Below are 23306 nucleotides of genomic sequence, written 5' to 3' on the forward strand. Positions count from 1 at the left end.
GTCACATTTGTCACATGTGTCACATCATCCCCATCCCTCACATCGGAGGCACCCATGGCAGCGTCGAGCACCTCGATCCCCGCGGGCCGGGCCCTCACCACGGCCGCGATCGTCACCGCGCTCGGGTTCACCACCGCCGCACCGGCGGTCGCGGACGAGCGCCACCGCGTCAGGGAGGGTGACACGGTCTCCGACCTCGCGCAGCGCTACGGCAGCACCATCCCTGCGATCGTCGCGGCCAACGACCTGGACGCGCGCGCCACCATCTACGTGGGGACCACCGTCACGGTGCCGACCAAGGGCGGCACCGCCTCCCGGACCACCACGACGCTCTCCGCCACCTACACGGTGAAGGCGGGCGACACGCTGTCCGCGATCGCGCAGCGCCACGGCACCACCGTCGCCGCCCTCGCGCGCGACAACTCGCTCGCGAACGCGGCGCTCATCTACCCCGGGCAGCGCCTCACGATCGGCGGCTCGGGCGCGCGGTCCACGGTGTCGAAGGCGCCCTCCCGTCCCACCGGCGCGACGCACACGGTCGAGCCGGGCGACACGCTCTCGGAGCTCGCGCAGCGCCACGGCACCACGGTGGCCGCCATCGCCCGCGCCAACCACCTGCCGAACGCGTCGTACATCGCGGTCGGGCAGCGGCTCACCATCCCCGGCTCGGGCACCTCGTCGTCGGCGACCTCGTCGAAGCCGTCGACCTCCGCGACCACCAGCGCCGCCACGGTCTACACCGTCCGCTCCGGCGACACCCTGTCCGCGATCGCGCAACGCCACGGAACCACCGTCGCCGCCCTCGCGCGCACCAACACGCTCGCGAACGCGTCGACCATCTACGTGGGCCAGCGCCTGCGCATCAGCGGCGCGAAGCCCACCTCCGGCCTGGTGGGCGACACGTTCGCGGGACGCACCTACGCGCGCGACATCGTGTCGGCCGCGAACGTCAACAAGGCGACCCTCCTCGCGCGCTCGGTGCCATCGCGCGAGAGCATGCAGGCGCTGGTGATCGCCACCGCCCGCCGCCACGGGGTCGACCCCGCGCTCGCGCAGGCCATCTCCTACCAGGAGTCGGGCTTCGACATGCGTGCCGTCTCCCCCGCCAACGCCGTGGGCGTCATGCAGGTCATCCCCACGTCCGGCGACTGGGCCTCCGACATGGCGGGGCGCCGCCTGGACCTGCTCGACGCCGAGGACAACGTCACGGCGGGCGTGCTGATCCTGCGATACCTCACCCGCTCGTTCAGCAAGGTGGACGATGCGATCGCCGGCTACTACCAGGGCGCCGCCGCGGTGCGGGATCACGGCTACCACGCGGACACGGTCGGCTACGTGGCCAGCGTGAAGGCCCTCATGACCCGGTTCCGGTGACCCGACCGCCCCGCGCACCCGCAGCATCGTCCCCCCTGGTCGCGGCGCGCCGTCGGGGCGCCGCGGGACCGGTTCCGCGGTCAGCCTAGAATGTTCACCGTGTCAGACACCCTCACCGACCCGCTCCTCGGCCGCGTCATCGACGGCCGCTACGAGGTGCGCGAGCGGGTCGCGGCGGGTGGCATGGCGACCGTCTACCTCGCTTTCGACCGGCGCCTCGAGCGCGACGTCGCCCTCAAGGTGATGCACCGCCACCTCGAGGTGGACCCCAACTCGCGCGAGTTCGTCGCCCGGTTCCGCCGCGAGGCGAAGGCCGCGGCACGGCTCACGCACCCCGGCGTGGTCCGCGTCTACGACCAGGGCATCGACGAGGACGTCTCGTACCTCACCATGGAGTACGTCGAGGGCGAGAACCTGCGCGAACGCATGGCCCACACCGGACCGCTGTCGCTGCGCGAGTCCCTCACCACGGTCGAGCACGTCCTCGACGCGCTCGCGTCGGCGCACCGCCTGGGCCTGGTCCACCAGGACGTGAAGCCGGAGAACGTGCTGATCGGCGAGGACGGTCGTCCACGCGTCGCGGACTTCGGGCTCGCGCGCGCCGTCACCGAGGTCACGTCGTCCACGTCGGGCACCATCCTGGGCACCGTCGCATACCTGGGCCCCGAGCTCATCACGAGCGGCGTCTCCGACGCGCGCACCGACGTGTACGCCAGCGGCGTGCTGCTGTACGAGATGATCACCGGCCGCCAGCCCCACACCGGCACCACCGCCATCCAGGTCGCCACCAAGCACGTCCACGAGGACATCCCGGCGCCGTCGACCGTGGTCGCGTGGCTGCCGCCCGAGATCGACGAGCTCGTCGCCTCGCTCACCGCACGCGAACCCGACGCCCGGCCCGCCGACGCCGGCGATGCGCTGCAGGCGGTGCGCCGCACCGCGGGCCTGCTCGACGATCCGACGCTCGACCGCCGCGCCGACCCGCCGTCGGGGTCGACCGTCGCGGTGCGCGACTCCGACGCCACCACGGTGCTCGCGGCCACGCCGGCTGGCGCCACCGTGGCGCTGCCGATCGGGCTCGGCCACCCGTTCCCCGCGGTCGGCACCGAGCTCGCGGCGCTGCCCGACGACGACCCGGAGGCGAAGTCCCCCGTGCGCACCGACCGGCGCGCCGGCTGGTGGATCGCCGCGATCGTGGTCGCGGTGGTCGTGCTCGGCGGCGGCGGGCTGTGGTGGTACAACTCGATCGGCCCCGGCGCGTACACGACCGTGCCGTCCGTGACCGCGGAGACGCAGGCGGATGCCGTCCGGCTGCTCGAGGGCGCCGGCCTGGTCCCCGACATCACGAAGGTGTTCGACGACGACATCGCCGAGGGCATCGTGATCGGCACCGATCCGACGGCGCAGGCGCGCATCCTCGAGGGCGGCACCGTCGGGGTCACCGTGTCGAAGGGCCCCCGCATGACCACGGTGCCCAAGCTCGTGGGCACCTCGCAGGACGAGGCCGAGTCGCAGCTCGCGGAGCTCGAGCTTCCCCTCGGAGAGGTCACCGCCGCGCATTCGGACACGGTGCCCGCGGGACAGGTGATGTCGATCTCACCCAAGGCCGGCCAGAGCGTCCGCCACGACACCCCGGTGGACCTCAAGGTGTCCGACGGACCGGCCCCCATCGACTTCCCGGACGTGTCCGGCATGACCGAGGACGAGGCACGCGCCCTGCTCGAGGGCGACTACGCGCTCACCGTCATCGTCGAGCACGCCCGCACCGAGGACGCAGCCAAGGGCGAGGTGTTCCTGCAGAGCCCCGAGGCCGGGGCCGCCGGTCACCGGCTCGACTCGATCACGATCACCGTCTCCGACGGACCACCGCTGGTGACCGTCGACGACTACGTCGGCATGAAGGTGCAGCAGGCGGAGAAGGCAGCCGAGGCCGACGGCCTCGAGGTGCAGCTCTACCCGTTCTGGCCGTGGAGCTCGAAAGGCGGCGTGGTCGACCAGTCGATCGTCCCGGGCAACCAGGTCGAGCGCGGCACCACCATCACGTTCAAGTACAACTGATCCGCGGCATCGTCCCCGCCGCTCCCCCGCCGTCCCGGGCCGGAACGCCGAACGCCCCGCCCCGGATGACCGGGACGGGGCGTGGGGACGATGCGCGGGTTAGGCGATCTCCTCGGGCTGCGGCAGCCGTGCCTTGTGCCGGGCCAAGAGGTCGGCGACCAGGAACGCCATCTCCAGCGACTGCTGGTGGTTGAGGCGCGGGTCGACCTTGGTCTCGTAGCGGCGTGCCAGGCCCTCGTCATCGATCTTCTCGGTGCCGCCCATCACCTCGGTGACGTCGTCGCCCGTGAGCTCGACGTGGAGGCCGCCGGGAATGGTGCCGAGCGCCTCGTGCACCTCGAAGAACCCGGTGACCTCGTCGAGGATGGTGTCGAACTTGCGGGTCTTGTAGCCCGAGTCGGACGTGAACGTGTTGCCGTGCATCGGGTCGGTGAGCCACGTCACCGCGACGCCGGAGTCCCGCACGCCTTCGACGATCGACGGCAACGCGTCCCGCACCTTGTCCGCACCCATGCGCGCCACGAAGGTCAGGCGGCCTGGCACGTTCTCGGGGTTGAGGATCTCCGCGAGCCGCACCGCGTCCTGCGACGTGGCCGTGGGCCCCAGCTTCACCGCGAGCGGGTTGTGCACCTTCGACAGGAACTCGACGTGCGCGCCGTCGAGCTGACGGGTGCGCTCGCCGATCCACAGGAAGTGGGCGGAGCAGTCGTACGCGAGGCCCGACCGCGAGTCGATGCGGGTGAGCGCACGCTCGTAGTCGAGCAGCAGCGCCTCGTGGCTCGAGAACAGCTCGACCGTCTTGAGGGCCTCGAAGTCGCCGCCGGCGGCGCCCATGAAGCGCACCGCGCGGTCGATCTCCGCGGCGAACTGCTCGTACTTCGCGTACGCGGGGTTCGCCGCGAAGCCCTTGTTCCACTGGTGCACGCGGCGCAGGTCCGCGAAGCCGCCCTGGGTGAACGCTCGGATGAGGTTCAGCGTCGCAGCCGACACGTGGTACGCGTCGACCAGCCGCTCGGGGTTGGGGAGGCGCTCCTCGGCCGTGAAGCCCGACGAGTTGACGATGTCGCCGCGGTACACGGGCAGCGTCACGCCGTCACGCGTCTCCGTGTCGGACGAGCGCGGCTTGGCGTACTGACCCGCCATGCGGCCGATCTTCACCACCGGCGTCGACGCGCCGTACGTGAGGATGACGGCCATCTGGAGGATGGTCTTGATCTTGTTGCGGATGCGGTCCGCGGTGGCCTCCGCGAAGATCTCCGCGCAGTCACCGCCCTGGAGGACGAACGCCTCGCCGCGTGACGCGGCGGCCAGCTGCGCACGCAGCCGGTCCGCCTCGCCCGCGAACACCAGAGGGGGGACCTGCGAGAGACGGTCGGTCGCGCGTCGCAGCGCAGCGGCATCGGGCCACTGCGGCTGCTGCCTCGCCTCCTTGGAGAGGAACGAGTCGACGCCCGCCGCCGCCAGGGCAGCCTCGGTCATGTGATTACGCCTGCCCGATCGCCTCGAGGGTCTCGACGTACCACGGGGTCGTGGTGTCGAACGGCTTGTGGCCCGCGATGCGCGGGAACGGGATCGCCTTGAGCCGGTCGCCGTCCTCCTCGTCGTGGCCGATCACGCCGGGCTCGCCGCGCAGCGCGCACTCGACCGCGTAGTCCGTCATCGACTTGATGAGGCGCAGGTCCTCGGCGTTCGCGGCCGCGGCGCGGGAGAAGTAGCCCGACTTCTGGACCATGACCTTCTCCGCGCCCAGCTTCTCCGCGAACTGCTTCGCGAACCACTGTCCGGGGTTGATCTCGTCGAGGCGCACGTGGCCGAACGGGTCGCGCTTGACCTCCTGGCCGGTGGCCTCCATCTCCGCGATGATCTCGGGCACGCCGGCGCCCTCCGAGAGGAAGATGTTGACGTTGCCGACCTCGTCCATGACGGTGCGCAGGCGCGCGGCCTCGGCGTCGATGTCGAGCTTCTGCTCGGGCACGTAGACGGCGTGGATGTCCCAGCGCTCCTTGGTGAGCCCGATGCCCGGCAGGAACGTGCGGGTCTCCAGGTCCTCGCGGTACTTCATCGCGGCGGCGGCGGTGAGCCAGCCGCAGGCACGGCCCATGACCTCGTGGATGATGAGCATGCGCGGGCCCGAACGGTGCTCGCCGATGATGTTGCGGCCGAACTTCGCCGCCTCCTCGGCCGCGGTCCAGGCGCCGAGCGACTGGCGGATGGGCACCACGTCGTTGTCGATGGTCTTGGGCAGGCCCACGACGGTGAGGCCGTAGTCGTTGTCCGCGAGGTACGCGGCGAGGTCGGCAGCCGTGGTGTTGGTGTCGTCGCCGCCGATCGTGTGGAGCACGTCCACGCCGTCGGCCTTGAGCTGCTCCGCCGCGACGGCCAGCGGGTCCTGACCCTCCTGGACCAGCCCGCGCTTGACGCAGTCCGCGACGTTGGTGAGCTTGACGCGCGAGTTGCCGATGGGCGAGCCGCCGAACTCGTGCAGCAGGCCGGCGTGCTTGCGCACCTCGTCATCGATCACGATCTTCTTGCCGAGCAGCAGACCCCAGTAGCCGTGCTCATAGGCGATGATCTCCACCTCGGGGGCGATCTCGGTGTAGCGCTCGATCAGGCCTCCCACCGCGGAGGAGAGGCAGGGGGCGAACCCACCGGCGGTCAGGAGTGCAACGCGGCGAACCGACATGACGGACCTTTCGTTCTGTGTCTTGCGGATTTCGTGGTCATTCTAGGCGCGTGACGATGCGCCGGTGGGCGGGACGGGTGACCTACTCCCCCGCGCCGGAATCCTTCTCCTTGGCCAGCTCGCGCTTGACCGAGGCGGCGTCGCGCTCGACGTACTCCTGGCCCGACAGCGCCGCGATGGCGGTCATGATGCGGTCCGTCGCCTCGCGCAGCGCGGTGCGGTCGTCCTGGCGGCCGTCGAAGTCCGACAGGTCGATCGCCGGGCCGATCCGCACACCGATCGGGTGCCGCTTGGGCACCTTCTGGCCGATGGGCTGCGCGATGTGGGTGTCGATCATCGCGACAGGGATCACGGGCGCACCCGACTCGATCGCGAGGCGCGCCACGCCCGTCTTGCCGCGGTACAGTCGGCCGTCGGGGCTGCGGGTGCCCTCGGGATAGATGCCGAGCAGCTCTCCACCCTGCACCACCTGGAGCCCGGTGCGCAGCGCCGCCTCGGACGCGCGCCCCCCGCCGCGGTGCACGGGGATGGTGCCGACGCCCTCCATGAAGGCCTTGGTCGCGTATCCCTTCACGCCCTTGCCGGTGAAGTACTCCTCCTTGCCGAGGAACACCACCTTGCGCTTGATCACCACGGGCAGGAACACGGAGTCCGAGAAGGACAGGTGATTCGAGGCGAGGATGGCGCCGCCGGTCTCGGGGATGTGCTCCTCGCCCTCGACGGAGGGCTTGTAGACGCCCTTGAGCGCGGGGCCCACGAGCACATGCTTGAAGAGGCGGTAGTAGGTATCGCTCATGGCTTCCTAGCGGTCGGCTGCGGCGATGCGGGCGAGGTCGGCCGCGCCGACGATCCCCGCGTCGTTGCCCATCTGCGCGGGAACGATCGGCACGATGGGCCGGTGGCCGCGCGCGGGCAGGTTGTCCTCGAACGCCTTGCGGGCGGGGTGGAGGAGGAGGTCGCCGGCGGCGACGACGCCACCGCCGATCACGAACAGCTCAGGGTCGAGCGCGGCGGCGAGCGACGCGGAGCCCTCGCCGATCCACCGGCCCAGCTCGGCCAGCAGCTCCACGCCGAGATCGTCGCCCTCGACCGCGGCCTCGGTGACGTGCGGGCCCTTGATCGACGCCGCGTCGCCGCCGGCGAGCTCGAGCAGATGCGCGGCGCGCACGGGACGGTCGACCGCGGCGCGGCGGGCCTCGCGGGTGAGCGCGGAGCCCGACGCGTACTGCTCCCAGCAGCCCCGCAGTCCGCAGCCGCACGAGTGCCCGCCGGGCACCACGCGCAGGTGGCCGAGCTCCGCGGCGAAGCCGTAGGCCCCGCGCACCAGCTTGCCGTCCACCACCATCGCGGCACCCAGACCGGTGCCGATCGTGAGCAGCACCATGTGCTGCACCTCTCGCGCCGCGCCGAAGGCGAACTCCGCCCACCCGGCCGCGTTGGCATCGTTCTCCACCACCACCGCGACGTCGTCGCGGCCCAGAAGGCGGCCCACGTTCTCCGCGAGCGGGTAGTCGCGCCACGCGATGTTCGGGGCGAAAAGGACGTGCTCCTGGTCCGAGGACACGAAACCGGCCGCCGCGAGACCCACCGCGTGGAACTCGTGATCCGTCGCGAGCTCGGCCACGGCATCGGCGATCGCCGCATCGATGCTGGCGGGGTCCTGCGGCTGGGTCTTGCGCTTGGTCTTCGCGATGATGGTGCCGTGCTCGTCGACCACACCGACCGCGATCTTCGTGCCGCCGATGTCCACGCCGATTGCATGCATGCTGAGGTGCCTTCCGAATACTCCGCTGGGGACTGCGTCAAGGCTATCGTCTGTGACGTCGCCTCTACTGCCACGGGAGTCCCAATGACGAGCCAGCCCTCACGCGAGGATTACGCCCCCAACATCGTCGCGCTCATCTCTGCGCGATGGCGCGATCACGCCGACGCCGTGGTGATGCGCTACGCCGACGAGGACGACCGCTGGATCGACGTCACCGGCGCCGAGGCGCAGGCCATGGTCGACGCCACCGCCAAGGGGCTCGTCGCGCGCGGCGTGGAGCCGGGCCAGAGCGTCGGGATCATGGCGCGCACCCGCATCGAGTGGTCGATCCTCGACGTCGCCATCTGGAGCGTCGGCGCGCTGCCGGTCCCCATCTACGACACCTCGTCGGCCTCCCAGATCGACTGGATCACCTCCGACGCCGACATCGCCTTCCTGGTGGTGGAGACGGCCGAGCACGCCCAGCTCGCCCGCTCTGTCGCGCAGGACTCGGAGAGCCCGCTGCGGGAGATCCTCGTGATCGACGAGGGATGCATGGACGATCTGCGCGCCGCGGGCGCGGGCATCCCCGACTCCGTGATCGCCGAGCGGGCCGCGCTCGCGACCCTCGACTCCCCCGCCACCATCGTGTACACGTCCGGCACCACGGGTCGCCCCAAGGGCGCGGTGCTCACCCACCTCAACTTCGTGCGCCACACCTACGGGATCCAGGAGGAGCTCGACGACGTGCTCCTGTTCGACGGCGCGAGCACCGTGCTGTTCCTCACGCTCGCGCACTCGCTCGCGCGCCTGGTCGAGGTGGTGCTCCTCGCCTCGGGCACCGTGATCGGCTACTGCCCGGACTCTCGCAAGCTGGTGCCGTACTTCGCGAGCTTCCAGCCGACTCTCATCCTCGCGGTGCCCCGCGTGTTCGAGAAGGTCTACAACTCCGCCGAGCAGAAGGCCGCGGCAGGCGGCAAGGTGAAGATCTTCCGTTGGGCGGCGAAGCAGTCGATCGACTACTCGCGTGCGCTCGCCTCGCCCGGCGGGGCGTCGCTCCCCCTCAAGGTCCGCCACGCGATCGCCGACCGGCTGGTGCTGTCGAAGATCCGCGAGGTGCTCGGCGGGCGTGCACGTCACGCCATCTCCGGTTCCGCGCCGCTCGGCGAGCGGCTCGGGCACTTCTACAAGGGCCTCGGCCTGCAGGTGCTCGAGGGCTACGGCCTCACCGAGGTGACGGCCGCGTCGCACGTCAACCGGACCCGGCTGTCGAAGATCGGCTCCGTCGGGACGGCCCTGCCCGGGTTCGAGGTGCGCATCGCGGACGACGGCGAGATCCTCATGCGCGGCGACATGCTCTTCGCGGGCTACCACCGCAACGCGGAGGCCACGGCCGCCGCGATGGCGGACGGTTGGTTCCACACCGGCGACATCGGCCACGAGGACGACCAGGGCTACCTCTACATCACCGGGCGCAAGAAGGAGATCATCGTCACCGCCGGCGGCAAGAACGTCGCGCCCGCGGTGCTCGAGGACAGGCTGCGCGGCTACGCGCTCGTGAGCCAGTGCGTGGTCGTGGGCGACGCGAAGCCGTTCATCGGAGCGCTGCTCACGCTCGACGCCGAGGCGTTGCCCGGCTGGCTGAAGGCGCACGGGCTCCCCGAGCTCACCGTTGCGGAGGCCGCGGCGGATCCGCAGGTGCGCGCACACCTCGACAAGGCGGTCGAGCGCGCCAACGGGGCGGTGTCACGGGCGGAGTCGATCCGCAAGTGGGACGTCCTCACCGACGACTTCACGGTCGAGAACGGCTACCTCACCCCCTCGCTCAAGCTCAAGCGCGCGCAGGTCCTGCGCGACTTCGCTGACGACGTCGAGAGGCTGTACGCTCCCGCGGCACGGTGACCCTCCCGCCCCCTCATCGGGGCTTCTCGGGCTGCCGCGGCATGCCATGCCGGATGCCCCGCGCACGGGGGGCACCCATCCGGGTGGCACCGCAAGTCGGGGCTGGTCCGGCGTGCCCGACCTGCACACCATGGTGGCGAATCCAACCCGGAGGTTCCCACCATGTCCCTGCCCACCGCCGCGCTCGAAACCGCCTCGACCGCCCGTTCCACCGTCTCCAACCCCTCCCGCACCACCCTCTCCGGCGTCACCCTCGACGCCGCTGTCGACGACCTCGCAGCCCTGCTCGACGGCGCGGTGATCCGCCCCGCGGACCCTGACTGGGACGCCGCCCGCGCCGCGTGGCAGCTGGGCGTCGACCAGCGGCCCGTCGCCGTGGTGCTCGCCCGCTCCGAGGCCGACATCGCCCGCACCCTGCGCCTTGCCGCCCGCATGGGAATCCGCGTCGCACCCCAGGGCACCGGTCACGGGGCGGCAGCCGTCGGTGACCTCTCCGATGCGATCCTGCTGCGCACCGCTGCCCTGTCCTACGTCGTGGTCGACGCAGTCCAGCGCACCGCCACCGTGGGCGCCGGCGCCACCTGGGGCGACGTGCTCGCGGCCGCGGCACCGCACGGCCTGTCCGGCCTGTCGGGCTCCTCCGGCACGGTCGGGGTCGTGGGGTACTGCCTCGGAGGCGGCCTCGGCTGGCTCGGCAGGCTCCACGGGCTCGGCGCGCACTCGGTGCTGTCCGCGCGCGTCGCCCTCCCGGGCGGCGCGGTGGTGGTCGCCTCCGCCTCCGAGCACGCCGACCTGTGGTGGGCGCTCCGGGGCGGCGGCGGCGCCGGTGTCGTCACCGAGCTCACCGTCCGCCTCTACGACGTGCCTCGCCTCACCGCGGGCAGCCTCTGGTGGCCGCGCGAGCGCGCCGACGAGGTGCTCAAGGCCTGGTCGCGCCTGCTGCCCAGCCTCCCCCGCGAGATCACCTCGACCGCGCGCGTGCTGCGCTTCCCGGACATCGACGCGCTCCCGCCCGCCATCCGCGGAGGAGAGTTCATCCTGGTGCAGGCCGCGGTGGCGGGGTCCCCGTGGTTGGCGGACCGGCTGCTCGCGCCCCTGCGGGCTCTCGGACCGGCCATGGACGACGTCGCGCCCGTGTCACCCGACGCTCTCGGCCAGCTGGCCATGGACCCGCCGGACCCGTCCGCGGGCGTCGCGGAGGGCGTGATCCTGTCCTCGCTCGACGACGCCGCGATCGAGTCGTGGCTCGCCGCCCTCGACAGCGACGACTGCTCCGGCGTGGTCGCAGCGGAGTTCCGTCACCTGGGCGGCGCACTCGCGCCCGGTTCGGTGGACGATGCGGCGCTCACGGGCATCGACGGCGCGGTGGCGGCCGTGGCGGTCGCCCCCGCGACGCCGGAGACCTCCCTCGCCACCGCCGCGGCGATGGTCGACGTCGCGCTCGCCTCGCTCGGGCCGTGGATCGGAGACCAGCAGTACGCGAACTTCGTCGAGCGGCCCACCTCGGAGCGCGCACTGGTGGGCGTCGCCGTCGACCGTCTCGACACGGTGCGCATGACGTACGACCCCGACGGCACCGTGGTCCGACGTCACGGCCCGACGGACTGACCGCGCCACCGCGACGCGCCGGTGGGAGATCGCTCCCACCGGCGCGTCGCGACGTGTCACGACGCGCGCGGCGGTCTCACCAGGCGCAGCGGGGGCACCAGGCCCGCCTCGGACAGTGCCGAGACCGCGCTCGCCTGGTCATCGTCGAGCTCGACCGTCGAGCGGTCGGACGGTCGCACCTCGATGGTGAGGAACGACACCACGCAGTCGCCGCAGCTCCTGCCACGCATCTCGCATGAATCGCAATCGATCAACATGCTCCTCACGCTAAAGAGGGGGTCTGACATTGCGACGTGATGCCTGGTGTCTGGGCGGTTCGACGCATGGCCGGCGGGACTGTCGGAGGCCTGACGTACCGTCGTTCGCATGACAGGCCCCTCCTCCACCGTCGAGCAGCTGCTCCATCAGCAGCGCTCGTTCGAGGACGTCGGCGAGCCGCTCCACCGCACCACCTTCGTGGTGGTCGACCTCGAGACCACCGGCACGTCCCCCACCACCGCGCGGATCACCGAGATCGGCGCGGTCAAGACGCGTGGCGGAGAGGTGGTCGGCGAGTTCCAGACCTTGGTGGACCCGGGCATGCCGATCCCGCCGATGATCGTGGCGCTCACCGGCATCACCGACGCGATGCTCGTGGCCGCACCGCGCATCGAGGCGGTCCTCCCCGCGTTCCTCGAGTTCCTCGGGGACGCGGTGCTCGTCGCGCACAACGCACCGTTCGACACGGGGTTCCTGCGCGCGGCCTGCAAGGAGCACGGCTACCGCTGGCCGGGCAACCAGGTGGTCGACACCGTGACGCTCGCGCGCCGCGCCACCACCAAGGAGGAGGCACCGAACAAGAAGCTCTCGACGCTCGCACGGGTGTTCGGCACCACCGTGGAACCGAACCACCGTGCCCTCGAGGATGCTCGAGCGACCTCGGAGATCCTCCATCGCATGCTGGAACGCATCGCGGCGTTCGGCATCACGCACCGCGAGGATCTCGACGCGCTCCGCAACCCCATGCCGGAGTCGATCAGGAAGAAGTCGGCCATGGCCGAGGGCGTGCCGCCCAAGCCTGGTGTGTACATCTTCCGCGGACCCCGCGGCGAGCGGCTCTATGTCGGCACGTCGAAGAACCTACGCTCCCGCGTGAAGTCGTACTTCACCACGGCGGAGCAGCGCCGCTCGATACGCGACATGCTCGAGCTCGCGGTCGGGGTCGACACCATCGTGTGCGCCACCGAGCTGGAGGCGAACGTCCGCGAGGTGCGGCTGATCGCGCAGTACAAGCCCCGCTACAACCGCCGGTCGGCACGTCCGGAGCGGACGGCTTGGGTGCGGCTCACCGACGAGCGCTACCCCCGGCTCGTGGTGTCGCGCGCGGTCTCGGGCCCCGAGGGCGCGCTGGGGCCCATGCGGTCGGGCGGCGACGCGCGGCTCGCCATCGAGGTGCTGCAGGGCGCGCTCGGCGTCCGCACCTGCACCACACGCCTCCCCATCGTGCCGCGGGCGGGCGCCCGCGCGTGCCTGCTGAAAGACCTGGGGGCGTGCGCGGCGCCCTGCGTGCGCGGCGCCGAGTCCGGCTACGACGCTACGGCGGACGGAGCACGCACGGCCCTTCACCGCGACCCCACCGCGGTCGTGGAGTCCGTCGCGCGCCAGATCTCGGAGCGCGCGGAGGCGCTCGACTACGAGCGTGCGGCGGAGTTGCGCGACGGGGTCAGCGCCGTGATCGACGGCGCGATGCGGGCGCAACGGCTGGCGGCGCTCGCCCGATGCGCGATCGTCGCCGTCCGGCGCGTCGGCGACGGGTGGGACGTGGCGGCCTTCCACGGCGGCGCGCTGGTGGGCTCGGAGCGCGTCAAGGACGGGGTGTGGGACGCGGCCGACCGCCTCCACACCCTCACCGGCGACCTCGGCATGGACCGCGAGGTGCTCATCGAGGAGCGGGAGCTCGTGTCCCGCTGGATCGAGACGCCCGGCACCCGACTGCTCTACGTCGACGGCGAGTGGTCCAACCCGGTCGCAGGCGCGGGACGCCACGCCCGGTGGGTGGAGGCCCGCCTCGCGGACCGCACGGCACGACCGCTCACGCGAGGCCGCGAGGACCACTAGTCCCGGAGCCCCCGGCGGGTCAGGACTGCGTCGCCGCGACCCATCGGTCGAGCACGTTCGCCGCGGCGCCGGAGTCGACCGCCCGTGCGGCGTGCTCGAGGCCCGCCTCGAAGCGCTCGACCAGCGTGCCGCTCGACGTGCCGGGCAACGTCGCGTCCGCGACCAGGCCCGACGCGGCGTTGAGCAGCACCGTGTCGCGCACCGGCCCGGTGGACCCTGCCAGCACGTGGCGCACCACCGCGGCGTTCTCCTCGGCCTCGCCACCCCTCAGGTCGTCGATCGTGATGCGATCGAGCCCCAGGTCGGCGACCGGATCGAGCCGGAGCTCCGTGACGCCACCGCCGCGGACCTCCCAGACGGTGGCGGCGCCCGTCGGGGCGAGCTCGTCGAGACCGTCGTCACCGTGGAACACCAGCGCCTCGCGCCCCTGGGCGGCGATGACGCCCGCGAGCACGGGCGAGACCCGCAGCGACGACGACCCGATCGCCGTCGCCTCGGGCTGGGCGGGGTTCGTGAGCGGCCCGAGGATGTTGAGCGTCGTGGGAATGCCGAGCTCCTTACGGATAGGCATCGCGAATCGCATCGCGGGGTGGAACACCTGCGCGAAGCAGAAGGTGATGCCCACCTCGGTCGCGAGCTCCTTCACCCGTTCGACGGGGAGGTCGAGACGCACGCCGAGCGCGCCCAGGACGTCCGCCGAGCCCGACTTCGACGTGGCGGCGCGGTTGCCGTGCTTCACCACGGTGGGGCCGGCACCCGCGATCACGATCGACGCCATGGTCGAGATGTTGACCGTGTGCGCGCCGTCGCCGCCGGTCCCGACGATGTCGACCGTGCGACCGGGCACCTCGAAGCGCACCGCGTGCGCAAGCATCGCGGCGGCAAGGCCGGCCACCTCCTCGGGCGTCTCGCGCTTGACGCGGAGCGCGGCGAGGAAGGCACCCATCACCACAGGCGAGGCCGAGTCCGTGAGGACCAGGTCCATCACCGCGCCGGTCTCCTCGGCCGTGAGGTCCTCGTGCTCGACGAGGCGCGCCAGCAGGTCCTGCAGCGTCGGCATCGCCGGGCTCCTAGGCGGTTGCGGGCGCGAAGAACGCGTCGACCGCGTCGCGCACCACGAACGGGTCGAGCGGGTGCGACACCGCGGCGTCGGCCTCGGACCACGTGGCGAGCCACGCATCGCCGGGGCGCCCGACGAGCAGCAGGATCGGCGGCAGCACGTACAGCTCGTGCCGCATCTGGCGCGCGATTGCCATGCCGCCGACCTTCGCGGCCTCACCGTCGAGGATCACCAGGTCGAACTCCGAGGAGTCCACGGCGTCGATGACGGCCGCGTGCGTCGCGGTCTCCGTCCACTCGATCGGTCGACCATGGGTGGTGGGGCCCACCGCGAAGCGCACCTTCTCGCGCACGTTGCGATCGTCGCTGTACAGGAGGATGCGAGCCTTGCGGACGACCACGTCCCCGGACTCGTGCTTGACCACGTCGCTCATGGCGCCCATTCTGGCACGAGACCAGGCCCGGTCCGCCCCGCGTCGCCCCTCCGGACGCGCCCCGGGCACCCGGTGCCTGCCGACCCCGCTCGCCGACGGGAACACACGGCGACCTTCGGCCGTTGGATGGTGAGTCCCGGGTGCTCCGTACGCTTTAATGGGACCTATGTCCCACGCCACGACTGCGCCGTCGCCCATCCACGCGACCCGGCCCAATCAGGTAGCCGTCGGCACCATCGTGTGGCTGAGCTCCGAGCTGATGTTCTTCGCGGGTCTTTTCGCGATGTACTTCACCCTCAGGGCTCAGGTTCCCGAGGTCTGGGCCGACAAGACCGAGCTGCTGAACATCCCCTTCGCCCTCGCCAACACCACCGTCCTGGTGCTGTCCTCCTTCACCGCCCAGGCGGGCGTGTGGGCGGCCGAGCGCTACCAGCGCCGCCGCACCGGCAAGCTGTACCAGGTGAAGGGCTGGGGCATGCATGAGTGGTTCGTGCTCACCTACATCATGGGCTCGGTGTTCATCGCCGGCCAGGTGTACGAGTACGCGATGCTCATCTCGGAGGGCCTGACGATCTCGTCCAGCCCCTACGGCTCCGTGTTCTACCTGACCACCGGCTTCCACGGCCTCCACGTGCTCGGCGGCCTCATCGCCATGCTGTTCGTCCTCGCGCGCTCGTTCGCGGCGAAGAAGTTCGGCACGCACGAGGCGACCACCACCATCGTGGTCTCGTACTACTGGCACTTCGTCGACGTGGTGTGGATCGCGCTGTTCGCCGTGATCTACCTGATCCAGTAAGGGCTGATCACAGTGAACGCACTCGCACGTCACCGCTACCACCGCGCCGCGCCGGTGGTCCTCGTCCTCCTTCTCCTCGCGCTCATCGCCGGCGTCGCCGCCGCGGTGTCCACCGCATCGTCGGCCCAGGCCACCACGGCCACCGCCGACGACGTGACCGAGGGTCAGAAGCTCTTCGCCGCCAACTGCGCGACCTGCCACGGCATGGACGCCCAGGGCACGGACGGCGTCGCCCCCTCGCTCGTGGGCGTGGGCGCCGCCGCCGTCGACTTCCAGGTCGGCACGGGCCGCATGCCCATGCAGCAGTCCGGCCCGCAGGCCCGCGCCAAGGCCCCGCAGTTCTCCCAGGAGGAGATCTCGCAGCTCGCCGCGTACGTCGCGTCGCTCGGCGCCGGCCCCGCCATCCCGACCGAGGAGCAGGTCGATCCCGCGCTCGGCGACCCGGCGAACGGCATGGAGCTGTTCCGCACCAACTGCGCCATGTGCCACGGCTCGGTCGGCGGCGGCGGCGCCCTCACGCAGGGCAAGTACGCGCCGAACCTCTGGGAGACCACGCCCACCCACATCTACGAGGCGATGCTCACCGGCCCGCAGTCCATGCCGGTGTTCAACGACGCCAACATCGACCCGGAGGGCAAGCGCGACATCATCGCCTACCTCAAGGCGCAGGACGAGGGCTCGCCGGGCGGTCTCCGCCTCGGCACCATCGGCCCCGTCGCCGAGGGCATGTGGGGGTGGCTCGTCGCCCTCGGACTCATCATCGCCAGCACCGTGTGGATTGGAAGCCGTTCTTCATGAGCACCACTGAGAACTCGACCGGGCACGGCCCCGAGGGCTCGGAGACCACCAACGGCTTCGAGAACCCGGGCATGCCCTACCACCGTCCGCGCCGCGCGGACGTGGACCCCAAGGCCGACAAGAAGGCCGAGCGCCAGGTGGCCGCGCTCTTCGGCGTGTCGATCATCGGCACCGTCGTCGCCATCGGCTCGTACATGGCGCTCGACATGACGGACGAGATCGACTCGATCCGGTTCGTCAACATGGCGATCGGCCTCGGCATCTTCCTCGCCATGATGGGCATCGGCCTCGGCGCGATCCACTGGGCCAAGACCCTCATGCGCGACCACGAGATGGTCGAGGAGCGCCACGCCCTCCGCTCGTCCGACGAGTCCCGCGAGGGTGCGATCCAGAACCTCAAGGACGGCGCCGAGGACTCCGGCCTGGGCGGCGTCAAGCGCCGCCCCGTGCTGGTCGGCTCGATGCTGACCGCGCTCCTCGCCGCTCCCCTGGCGATCCTGTGGCCGCAGATCGGCAACATGGGCGCCGACTGGAACACGTCGAACTTCGGCCACACCATGTGGCGCAAGGGCATGAAGCTGACGCGCGACCCCGACGGCACACCCATCAAGGCGTCGGACGTCACCATCGGCTCCGCGTTCCACGTGATCCCCGAGGGCCTCAACGAGCTCGAGCACGGCAAGATCGAGGAGAAGGCCAAGGCCGTCGTCCTCCTGCTCCGTCTCGACCCGCGCGACCTCAACCTGCAGCCGGGCCGCGAGGACTGGTCCTTCGACGGCATCATCGCCTTCTCGAAGATCTGCACGCACGTCGGCTGCCCCGTGGCGCTGTACGAGCAGCAGACCCACCACCTGCTGTGCCCGTGCCACCAGTCGACGTTCGACGTTGCCAACGGCGCGAAGGTGGTCTTCGGTCCCGCGAAGCGTCCGCTCCCGCAGCTGCCGATCACGGTCGACGACGAGGGCTACATCATCGCGCAGAGCGACTTCCACGAGCCGATCGGCCCGTCCTACTGGACGCGCCTCAAGGACACCTCCGACGGCCTGCACGCCGATGAGACCGAGGGGAGCAGCCACTGATGGGCGCTCGCGTCAACGCCGCCGCCTCCGGCACGGCCAACTGGGTCGACGAGCGCACCTCGATCGGCGGCTTCGTCAAGTTCTTCGCCCGCAAGCTCTTCCCCGACCACTGGTCGTTCATGCTGGGCGAGATCGCGCTGTACTCGTTCATCGTCCTGCTGCTGTCGGGCGTGTTCCTCACGGCGTTCTTCGTCCCGTCGATGACGATCGTCACCTACGACGGCCCGCTCGCGACCATGCAGGGCGTGGAGATGTCGGAGGCCTTCGCCTCGACGCTGCACATGTCGTTCGAGGTCCCCGGCGGCCTACTCATGCGCCAGATCCACCACTGGTCGGCGCTGCTGTTCACCGCGGCGATCGTCACCCACATGGCTCGCGTGTTCTTCACCGGCGCGTTCCGCAAGCCGCGCGAGCTCAACTGGCTCGTCGGCTTCACGCTGATGATCCTGTCGCTCGCGGCGGGCTTCTCGGGCTACTCGCTCCCCGACGACGTGCTCTCCGGCAACGGCCTGCGCATCATCGAGGGCGTCACCCGCTCGATCCCGATCGTCGGCGAGTACATCTCGTACTGGATCTTCGGCGGCGAGTTCCCCGGTGAGATCCTCATCCCCCGCCTGTTCACCATGCACATCCTGCTCGTGCCGGGCCTGATCCTCGTGCTGATCGCGCTGCACCTGTTCCTGGTGTTCCTGCACAAGCACACGCAGTACCCGGGCGGCGGCCGCAAGCACACCAACGTCGTGGGCCTGCCCCTCTTCCCCGTGTACACCGCGAAGGCCGGCGGCTTCTTCTTCGTCGTCTTCGGCATCGTCGCGCTCGTCGCGGCCCTCTTCACCATCAACCCGGTGTGGAACTACGGCCCCTACGACCCGTCCCCGGTCTCGGCCGGCACACAGCCCGACTGGTACATCCTCTTCGTCGACGGCGCCCTGCGCCTGATGCCGGGCTGGCTGTTCGACGTCATCCCGATGGAGTGGGAGTTCTGGGGCTACACGCTGTCGCTGAACCTCCTCATCCCCGCGCTGATCATGCCGGGGCTGTTCTTCGGGTTCGTGGCGCTGTACCCGTGGATCGAGGCGTGGGCCACGGGCGACCGCGGCGAGAAGCACGTGCTCGACCGCCCGCGCAACGCTCCGGTCCGCACCGGCATCGGCGTCGCCCTCATCACGTTCTACGTGGTGCTGGTGATGGAGGGTTCGAACGACATCATCGCGAACCTGTTCCACCTGTCGCTCAACGACCTCACCTACTTCTTCCGGATCGGCATCTTCGTGCTCCCGGTGATCGCGTTCTGGATCACCCGCCGCATCTGCTTCGGCCTCCAGCGCAAGGACCGCGAGCTGGTGCTCCACGGCAAGGAGACCGGCCGGATCGTGCGTCACGAGCACGGCGAGTACGTCGAGGTCCACGAGCCGCTCACCGACCAGGAGCGCTGGCTGCTCGTCTCCTACGACGACATCGCCCCGCTCGAGATCGAGGACGAGTACAACGACCGCGGAGTGCGCCGCAAGGGCTACCGGTGGGACCGCTTCAAGAAGTGGCTGTCGCACCTGTACTTCGAGAAGCGCATCTCCCCGGTCACCCCCGAGGAGCTCGAGGCCGCGCAGCACGAGCACCACTAGCAGCACCGTCCGCGAGGGGCGTCCGGCATCCGCCGGGCGCCCCTTCGGCGTTGCCGGGGTCCGGCAGGGGGACGATGCGGCCGCCGGATCTCCCCCCGGCGCAACCTCCGCACCGGACGCCGGAATTCCCTGGCAGCCGCCGAGGTTGTCACCCGTGTCCCACCTCGCTCCGACCCGCGCCTGTCGCTAGGCTCGGAGCGTTCCCGGAAACCCGGCCGCGCCGTGCATCCACGCCGCGGCCCGACCTTGGAGGAAGAATGGCCGACTACACGCTGCCGGACCTCTCGTACGACTACGGCGCCCTCGACCCGCACATCGCGGGCCAGATCATGGAGCTCCACCACAGCAAGCACCACGCCGCGTACGTGGCCGGCGCGAACACCGCGCTCGAGAAGATGGCGGGCGCGCGCGACAGCGGCGACTTCGGCGCCATCGCGGGGCTCGAGAAGGCGCTGGCCTTCAACCTCGGCGGCCACATCAACCACTCGATCTTCTGGACCAACCTGTCCCCCGAGGGCGGCGACAAGCCCGAGGGCGAGCTCGCGGCGGCGATCGACGAGCACTTCGGTTCGTTCGACGGCTTCCGCGCGCACTTCACCAACAACGCGATGACCATCATGGGCTCCGGCTGGTCGATCCTCGCGTGGGACGCGCTCGGCAAGAAGCTCGTGATCGTCCAGCTGTACGACCAGCAGGGCAACGTGCCCGTGGGCCTGGTCCCGCTGCTCATGCTCGACATGTGGGAGCACGCGTTCTACCTGCAGTACAAGAACGTCAAGGCGGACTACGTCAGCGCCTGGTGGAACGTGGTCGACTGGGGCAACGTCGGCCAGCGATTCGCCAACGCGACCGCCGCGCAGGGTCTCATCACCCTCTAAGGCGACCCGCGCATCGTCCTCAGGGGCGGCCTCCCTCCCGGGAGGCCGCCCCTTCGCCGTGCCCGGTCCGCTCTCGCGCCCACACCAGGCGCGACGCTACGGTGAGAGCATGTCTACCGACGCCGCGCGGCACCGGCCCATGCTGTGGATGCTCCTCGCGACGCTCGTGGCGCTGCAGTTCGGCTACCCCATCACGTTCGCCGGCCGCGGGTGGACGCTGATCTATCTGCTCATCTACATCGGGGTGGTCGCCTTCAGCATCAGCCGCGCCAACGAGGACAGGCGGCGCAGGTGGCCGCTGTTCGTCGCGTCGCTCTCGCTCGTGGGCGGCGCGAGCTGGTTCGCCGCACAGCAGGACGACGCGCGGGCGGCGGCCGCCATGCTCGCCGGGGTCGGCCTGCTGCAGCTGTGCCTCGTCGTGACGCTCTTCGGCTCCCTCATGCGGCCTCCGGCACGCGCCCGCACCGTCGACCTGCTGCTGGTCGCGATCTGCGCCTACCTCCTCCTGGGAGGCGTGTTCGGCGCCCTGTCCGCCCTGCTCGAGCACGCGGATGCCGGAAGCTTCCTCGACCCCAACGGCGGCGCCCTCACGTGGCAGGCGCTCCTGTACGGCAGCTATGTGACGCTGGCGACGCTGGGGTTCGGGGACATCGTGCCGGTCGCGCCGTGGGCGCGGTCCCTCTGGTCCTTCGAAGCGGTGGTGGGGACGCTGTTCGTGGCGGTCGTGATCTCACGCCTGGTCGGGGTCGCGGGGCTCGCGGCGCGCGACACACGTCCCCGCGACGACGACTGACGCGTCACTCCCCCACGTACGCGGCGAGGTGCTCGCCCGTGAGCGTGGAGCGCGCCGCCACCAGGTCCGCGGGCGTCCCCTCGAACACCACGCGACCACCGGCGTGGCCCGCTCCGGGCCCCAGGTCGATGATCCAGTCCGCGTGCGCCATCACGGCCTGATGGTGCTCGATGACGATCACCGTCTTGCCCGCCTCCACCAGCCGGTCGAGCAGCGACAGCAGGTGGGCGACGTCCGCGAGGTGCAGACCCGTGGTGGGCTCGTCGAGCACGTAGACGCCGCCCTTGTCGCCCATGTGCATCGCGAGCTTGAGCCGCTGACGCTCGCCGCCGGACAGCGTGGTGAGCGGCTGCCCGAGCGACAGGTAGCCCAGACCCACGTCGACCAGGTGGCCCAGGGTCTTCGCGGCGGCAGGGTTCTTCGCCCCGCCGTCGGCGAAGAACGCGTGCGCGCTCTCGACGGGCATCTCGAGCACGTCCGCGATGGAGCTGCCGGCGAGGTGGTACCTGAGGACGTCGTCGCTGAAGCGGCGTCCCTCGCACGCCTCGCATACGCTCGCGACGGTCTCCATCACGCCGAGCTCCGTGTAGATCATGCCGGCGCCCTTGCACACGGGGCACGCACCCTCGGAATTGGCGCTGAACAGCGCCGGCTTGACGCCGTTGGCCTTCGCGAACGCCTTGCGGATGGGCTCGAGAACTCCCGTATAGGTGGCGGGGTTGGATCGCCGCGAGCCGCGGATGGTCTGCTGGTCCACGGTCACCACGCCCGCCGAGGCGGGGATGCCGCCGTGGATGAGCGAGCTCTTGCCCGACCCGGCGACGCCCGTCACCACGGTGAGCACGCCGAGCGGGATGTCCACGTCCACGTCCTGGAGGTTGTGGGACGATGCGCCCCGCACCTCGATCGCCCCGGTCGCCTCCCGCACCGCCTCCTTGAGCGCGGCGCGGTAGCCCAGGTGGCGTCCCGTGAGGGTGTCCGAGGCGCGCAGCTCCTCGACCGTGCCCTCGAAGCAGATCTCGCCGCCGGCGCCTCCCGCGCCCGGACCCAGGTCCACCACATGGTCCGCGATGGCGATGGCCTCGGGCTTGTGCTCGACCACCAGCACCGTGTTGCCCTTGTCGCGCAGGCGCTGCAGCAGCACGTTCATGCGCGCGATGTCGTGCGGGTGGAGGCCCACCGTGGGCTCGTCGAACACGTACGTGATGTCCGTGAGCGCGGAGCCGAGGTGGCGGATCATCTTGGTGCGCTGCGCCTCCCCACCGGACAGCGTGCTCGCGGCACGGTCGAGCGAGAGATAGCCCAGCCCGATCTCCACGAACGAGTCCAGGGTGTCCCGCAGCCCCGCGACGAGGGGCCCGACGGACGGCTCGTCCAGCTCCGCCATCCATGCCGCGAGGTCGGAGATCTGCATCGCGGAGAGGTCCGCGATGGACGCCCCTCGAACCTTCGAGGAGCGCGCGAGCTCGCTCAGGCGGGTGCCGCCGCAGTCGGGGCACGCGGCGAACGTGACGGCGCGGTCCACGAAGGCGCGGATGTGCGGCTGCATCGCGTCGGGGTCCTTCGAGAGCATCGACTTCTGGATCTTGGGGATGAGGCCCTCGTAGGTCATGTTGATGCCCGCGATCTTGACCTTGGTCGGCTCCTTGTACAGGAGCGAGTCGCGCTCCTTCGCGGAGTAGTCCTTGACCGGCTTGTCGCCGTCGAGGAAGCCCGACTCGGTGTACATGCGCACCGCCCACCCGTCCGCCGTGTAGCCGGGGATGGTGATGGCGCCCTCCGCGAGCGACCTCGACTGGTCGACGATCTGGCTCAGGTCGAGCTCGCTGATGCGTCCCGTCCCCTCGCAGCGCACGCACATGCCGCCGGTCACGGAGTACTCGCGGTGCTCGCGCACCGTGGACCCGTCCTTGCGCGTGACGGTCGCCGAGCCGGAGCCCGACGACGAGGCCACGTTGAAGCTGAACGCCTGCGGCGGACCCACGTACGGGTCGCCGAGCCGCGAGAACAGGATGCGGAGCATCGCGTGCACGTCGGTGGCGGTGCCGACGGTCGAGCGCACGTTGGCCCCCATGGGCTCCTGGTCCACGATGATCGCGGTGGTGAGCCCCTCGAGCACGTCCACGTCGGGGCGCGACTGGCTGGGCATGAAGCCCTGGATGAACGAGCTGTAGGTCTCGTTGATCATGCGCCGCGACTCCGCGGCGATGGTCTCGAACACCAGCGAGCTCTTGCCCGAGCCCGAGACGCCCGTGAAGACCGTCAGCCGGCGCTTCGGGAGGGTGACGCTGATGTCCTTGAGGTTGTTCTCGCGCGCTCCCTCGACCCTGATGAGGTCGTGCGCGTCCGCGGCGTGGGGGGACTCCATGGCGTCATTGTTG

The 23306-nt window shown here is 70.8% G+C and carries 19 protein-coding genes; 11 read left to right on the forward strand and 8 right to left on the reverse strand.

All coding sequences use genetic code 11. From position 1 onward, the window contains the following. Window positions 1–54 precede the first annotated feature (54 nt). Both AOM01_RS11620 and pknB read left to right on the forward strand, forming a co-directional pair. Entirely contained in the window at window positions 55–1374 is a 1320-nt protein-coding gene (locus AOM01_RS11620) for a lytic transglycosylase domain-containing protein (RefSeq protein WP_062293606.1), read from the forward strand. Between the two features lie 99 nt (window positions 1375–1473). Beyond that, entirely contained in the window at window positions 1474–3432 is a 1959-nt protein-coding gene (gene pknB / locus AOM01_RS11625; RefSeq protein ID WP_156155958.1) for a Stk1 family PASTA domain-containing Ser/Thr kinase, read from the forward strand. A 99-nt stretch (window positions 3433–3531) separates the two neighbouring features. On the opposite strand, the gene AOM01_RS11630 is transcribed toward pknB, so the two are convergent. From AOM01_RS11630 to AOM01_RS11645, 4 genes are all read right to left on the reverse strand, one after another. Continuing rightward, on the reverse strand, window positions 3532–4911 hold the full coding sequence (locus AOM01_RS11630) for a class II 3-deoxy-7-phosphoheptulonate synthase (protein ID WP_062293613.1): 1380 nt from the start codon (window positions 4909–4911) through the stop codon (window positions 3532–3534). A 4-nt stretch (window positions 4912–4915) separates the two neighbouring features. Then, window positions 4916–6115 carry a pyrophosphate--fructose-6-phosphate 1-phosphotransferase gene (locus AOM01_RS11635; RefSeq protein WP_062293616.1) on the reverse strand — a complete coding sequence of 400 codons (1200 nt, stop codon included), beginning with the start codon at window positions 6113–6115 and terminating at the stop codon, window positions 4916–4918. 82 nt (window positions 6116–6197) lie between these two features. Further along, on the reverse strand, window positions 6198–6911 hold the full coding sequence (locus AOM01_RS11640; protein WP_062293620.1) for a lysophospholipid acyltransferase family protein: 714 nt from the start codon (window positions 6909–6911) through the stop codon (window positions 6198–6200). Between the two features lie 6 nt (window positions 6912–6917). Further along, complete coding sequence (locus AOM01_RS11645) at window positions 6918–7880, reverse strand: ROK family glucokinase (protein ID WP_062293623.1); 963 nt, start codon at window positions 7878–7880, stop codon at window positions 6918–6920. A gap of 84 nt (window positions 7881–7964) precedes the next feature. Between AOM01_RS11645 and AOM01_RS11650 the strand changes: the two genes are divergently transcribed. Then, window positions 7965–9761, forward strand: a complete 1797-nt coding sequence (locus AOM01_RS11650; RefSeq protein WP_062293626.1) for an AMP-dependent synthetase/ligase — start codon at window positions 7965–7967, stop codon at window positions 9759–9761. Between the two features lie 162 nt (window positions 9762–9923). Then, window positions 9924–11369 (forward strand): FAD-binding oxidoreductase, encoded by a 1446-nt coding sequence (locus tag AOM01_RS11655; protein ID WP_062293629.1) that lies wholly within the window; start codon window positions 9924–9926, stop codon window positions 11367–11369. A gap of 56 nt (window positions 11370–11425) precedes the next feature. Here AOM01_RS11655 and AOM01_RS14245 read toward each other — a convergent pair whose 3' ends face one another. Next, a complete protein-coding gene (locus tag AOM01_RS14245; RefSeq protein ID WP_228374294.1) occupies window positions 11426–11599 on the reverse strand; it encodes a hypothetical protein in 174 nt (57 codons plus the stop codon). A gap of 136 nt (window positions 11600–11735) precedes the next feature. Between AOM01_RS14245 and AOM01_RS11660 the strand changes: the two genes are divergently transcribed. Beyond that, a complete protein-coding gene (locus tag AOM01_RS11660) occupies window positions 11736–13466 on the forward strand; it encodes a DEDD exonuclease domain-containing protein (protein ID WP_082110218.1) in 1731 nt (576 codons plus the stop codon). Window positions 13467–13485: 19 nt separating this feature from the next. On the opposite strand, the gene trpD is transcribed toward AOM01_RS11660, so the two are convergent. Together trpD and AOM01_RS11670 are read right to left on the reverse strand one after the other, a co-directional pair. Beyond that, a complete protein-coding gene (trpD, locus tag AOM01_RS11665; protein ID WP_062293633.1) occupies window positions 13486–14526 on the reverse strand; it encodes an anthranilate phosphoribosyltransferase in 1041 nt (346 codons plus the stop codon). Between the two features lie 10 nt (window positions 14527–14536). After that, window positions 14537–14959, reverse strand: a complete 423-nt coding sequence (locus AOM01_RS11670) for a response regulator (RefSeq protein WP_062293746.1) — start codon at window positions 14957–14959, stop codon at window positions 14537–14539. Window positions 14960–15125: 166 nt separating this feature from the next. Here AOM01_RS11670 and ctaE point away from each other — a divergent pair, with 166 nt between their 5' ends. From ctaE to AOM01_RS11700, 6 genes are all read left to right on the forward strand, one after another. Continuing rightward, window positions 15126–15755 (forward strand): aa3-type cytochrome oxidase subunit III, encoded by a 630-nt coding sequence (ctaE, locus tag AOM01_RS11675; RefSeq protein WP_062293636.1) that lies wholly within the window; start codon window positions 15126–15128, stop codon window positions 15753–15755. A 12-nt stretch (window positions 15756–15767) separates the two neighbouring features. Next, window positions 15768–16553: a cytochrome bc1 complex diheme cytochrome c subunit gene (gene qcrC, locus AOM01_RS11680; protein ID WP_062293639.1), complete on the forward strand. Its 786-nt coding sequence runs from the start codon at window positions 15768–15770 to the stop codon at window positions 16551–16553. Further along, the gene (gene qcrA / locus AOM01_RS11685; protein WP_062293642.1) at window positions 16550–17632 is read left to right on the forward strand and encodes a cytochrome bc1 complex Rieske iron-sulfur subunit; all 1083 of its coding nucleotides are present in this window, start codon (window positions 16550–16552) and stop codon (window positions 17630–17632) included. The genes qcrC and qcrA overlap by 4 nt, the downstream gene beginning before the upstream one ends. Then, window positions 17632–19254, forward strand: coding sequence for a cytochrome bc1 complex cytochrome b subunit (gene qcrB, locus AOM01_RS11690; protein WP_062293645.1), 1623 nt, complete (start codon window positions 17632–17634; stop codon window positions 19252–19254). The genes qcrA and qcrB overlap by 1 nt, the downstream gene beginning before the upstream one ends. A 257-nt stretch (window positions 19255–19511) precedes the next feature. Continuing rightward, window positions 19512–20132, forward strand: coding sequence for a superoxide dismutase (locus tag AOM01_RS11695; RefSeq protein WP_062293650.1), 621 nt, complete (start codon window positions 19512–19514; stop codon window positions 20130–20132). Between the two features lie 109 nt (window positions 20133–20241). Beyond that, window positions 20242–20925 (forward strand): potassium channel family protein, encoded by a 684-nt coding sequence (locus tag AOM01_RS11700; RefSeq protein WP_082110219.1) that lies wholly within the window; start codon window positions 20242–20244, stop codon window positions 20923–20925. 4 nt (window positions 20926–20929) lie between these two features. On the opposite strand, the gene AOM01_RS11705 is transcribed toward AOM01_RS11700, so the two are convergent. Further along, entirely contained in the window at window positions 20930–23293 is a 2364-nt protein-coding gene (locus AOM01_RS11705) for an ATP-binding cassette domain-containing protein (protein ID WP_062293656.1), read from the reverse strand. Between the last annotated feature and the right edge of the window lie 13 nt (window positions 23294–23306).

The organism is Demequina phytophila (assembly GCF_000971135.1).
Lineage (GTDB): Bacteria > Actinomycetota > Actinomycetes > Actinomycetales > Demequinaceae > Demequina > Demequina phytophila.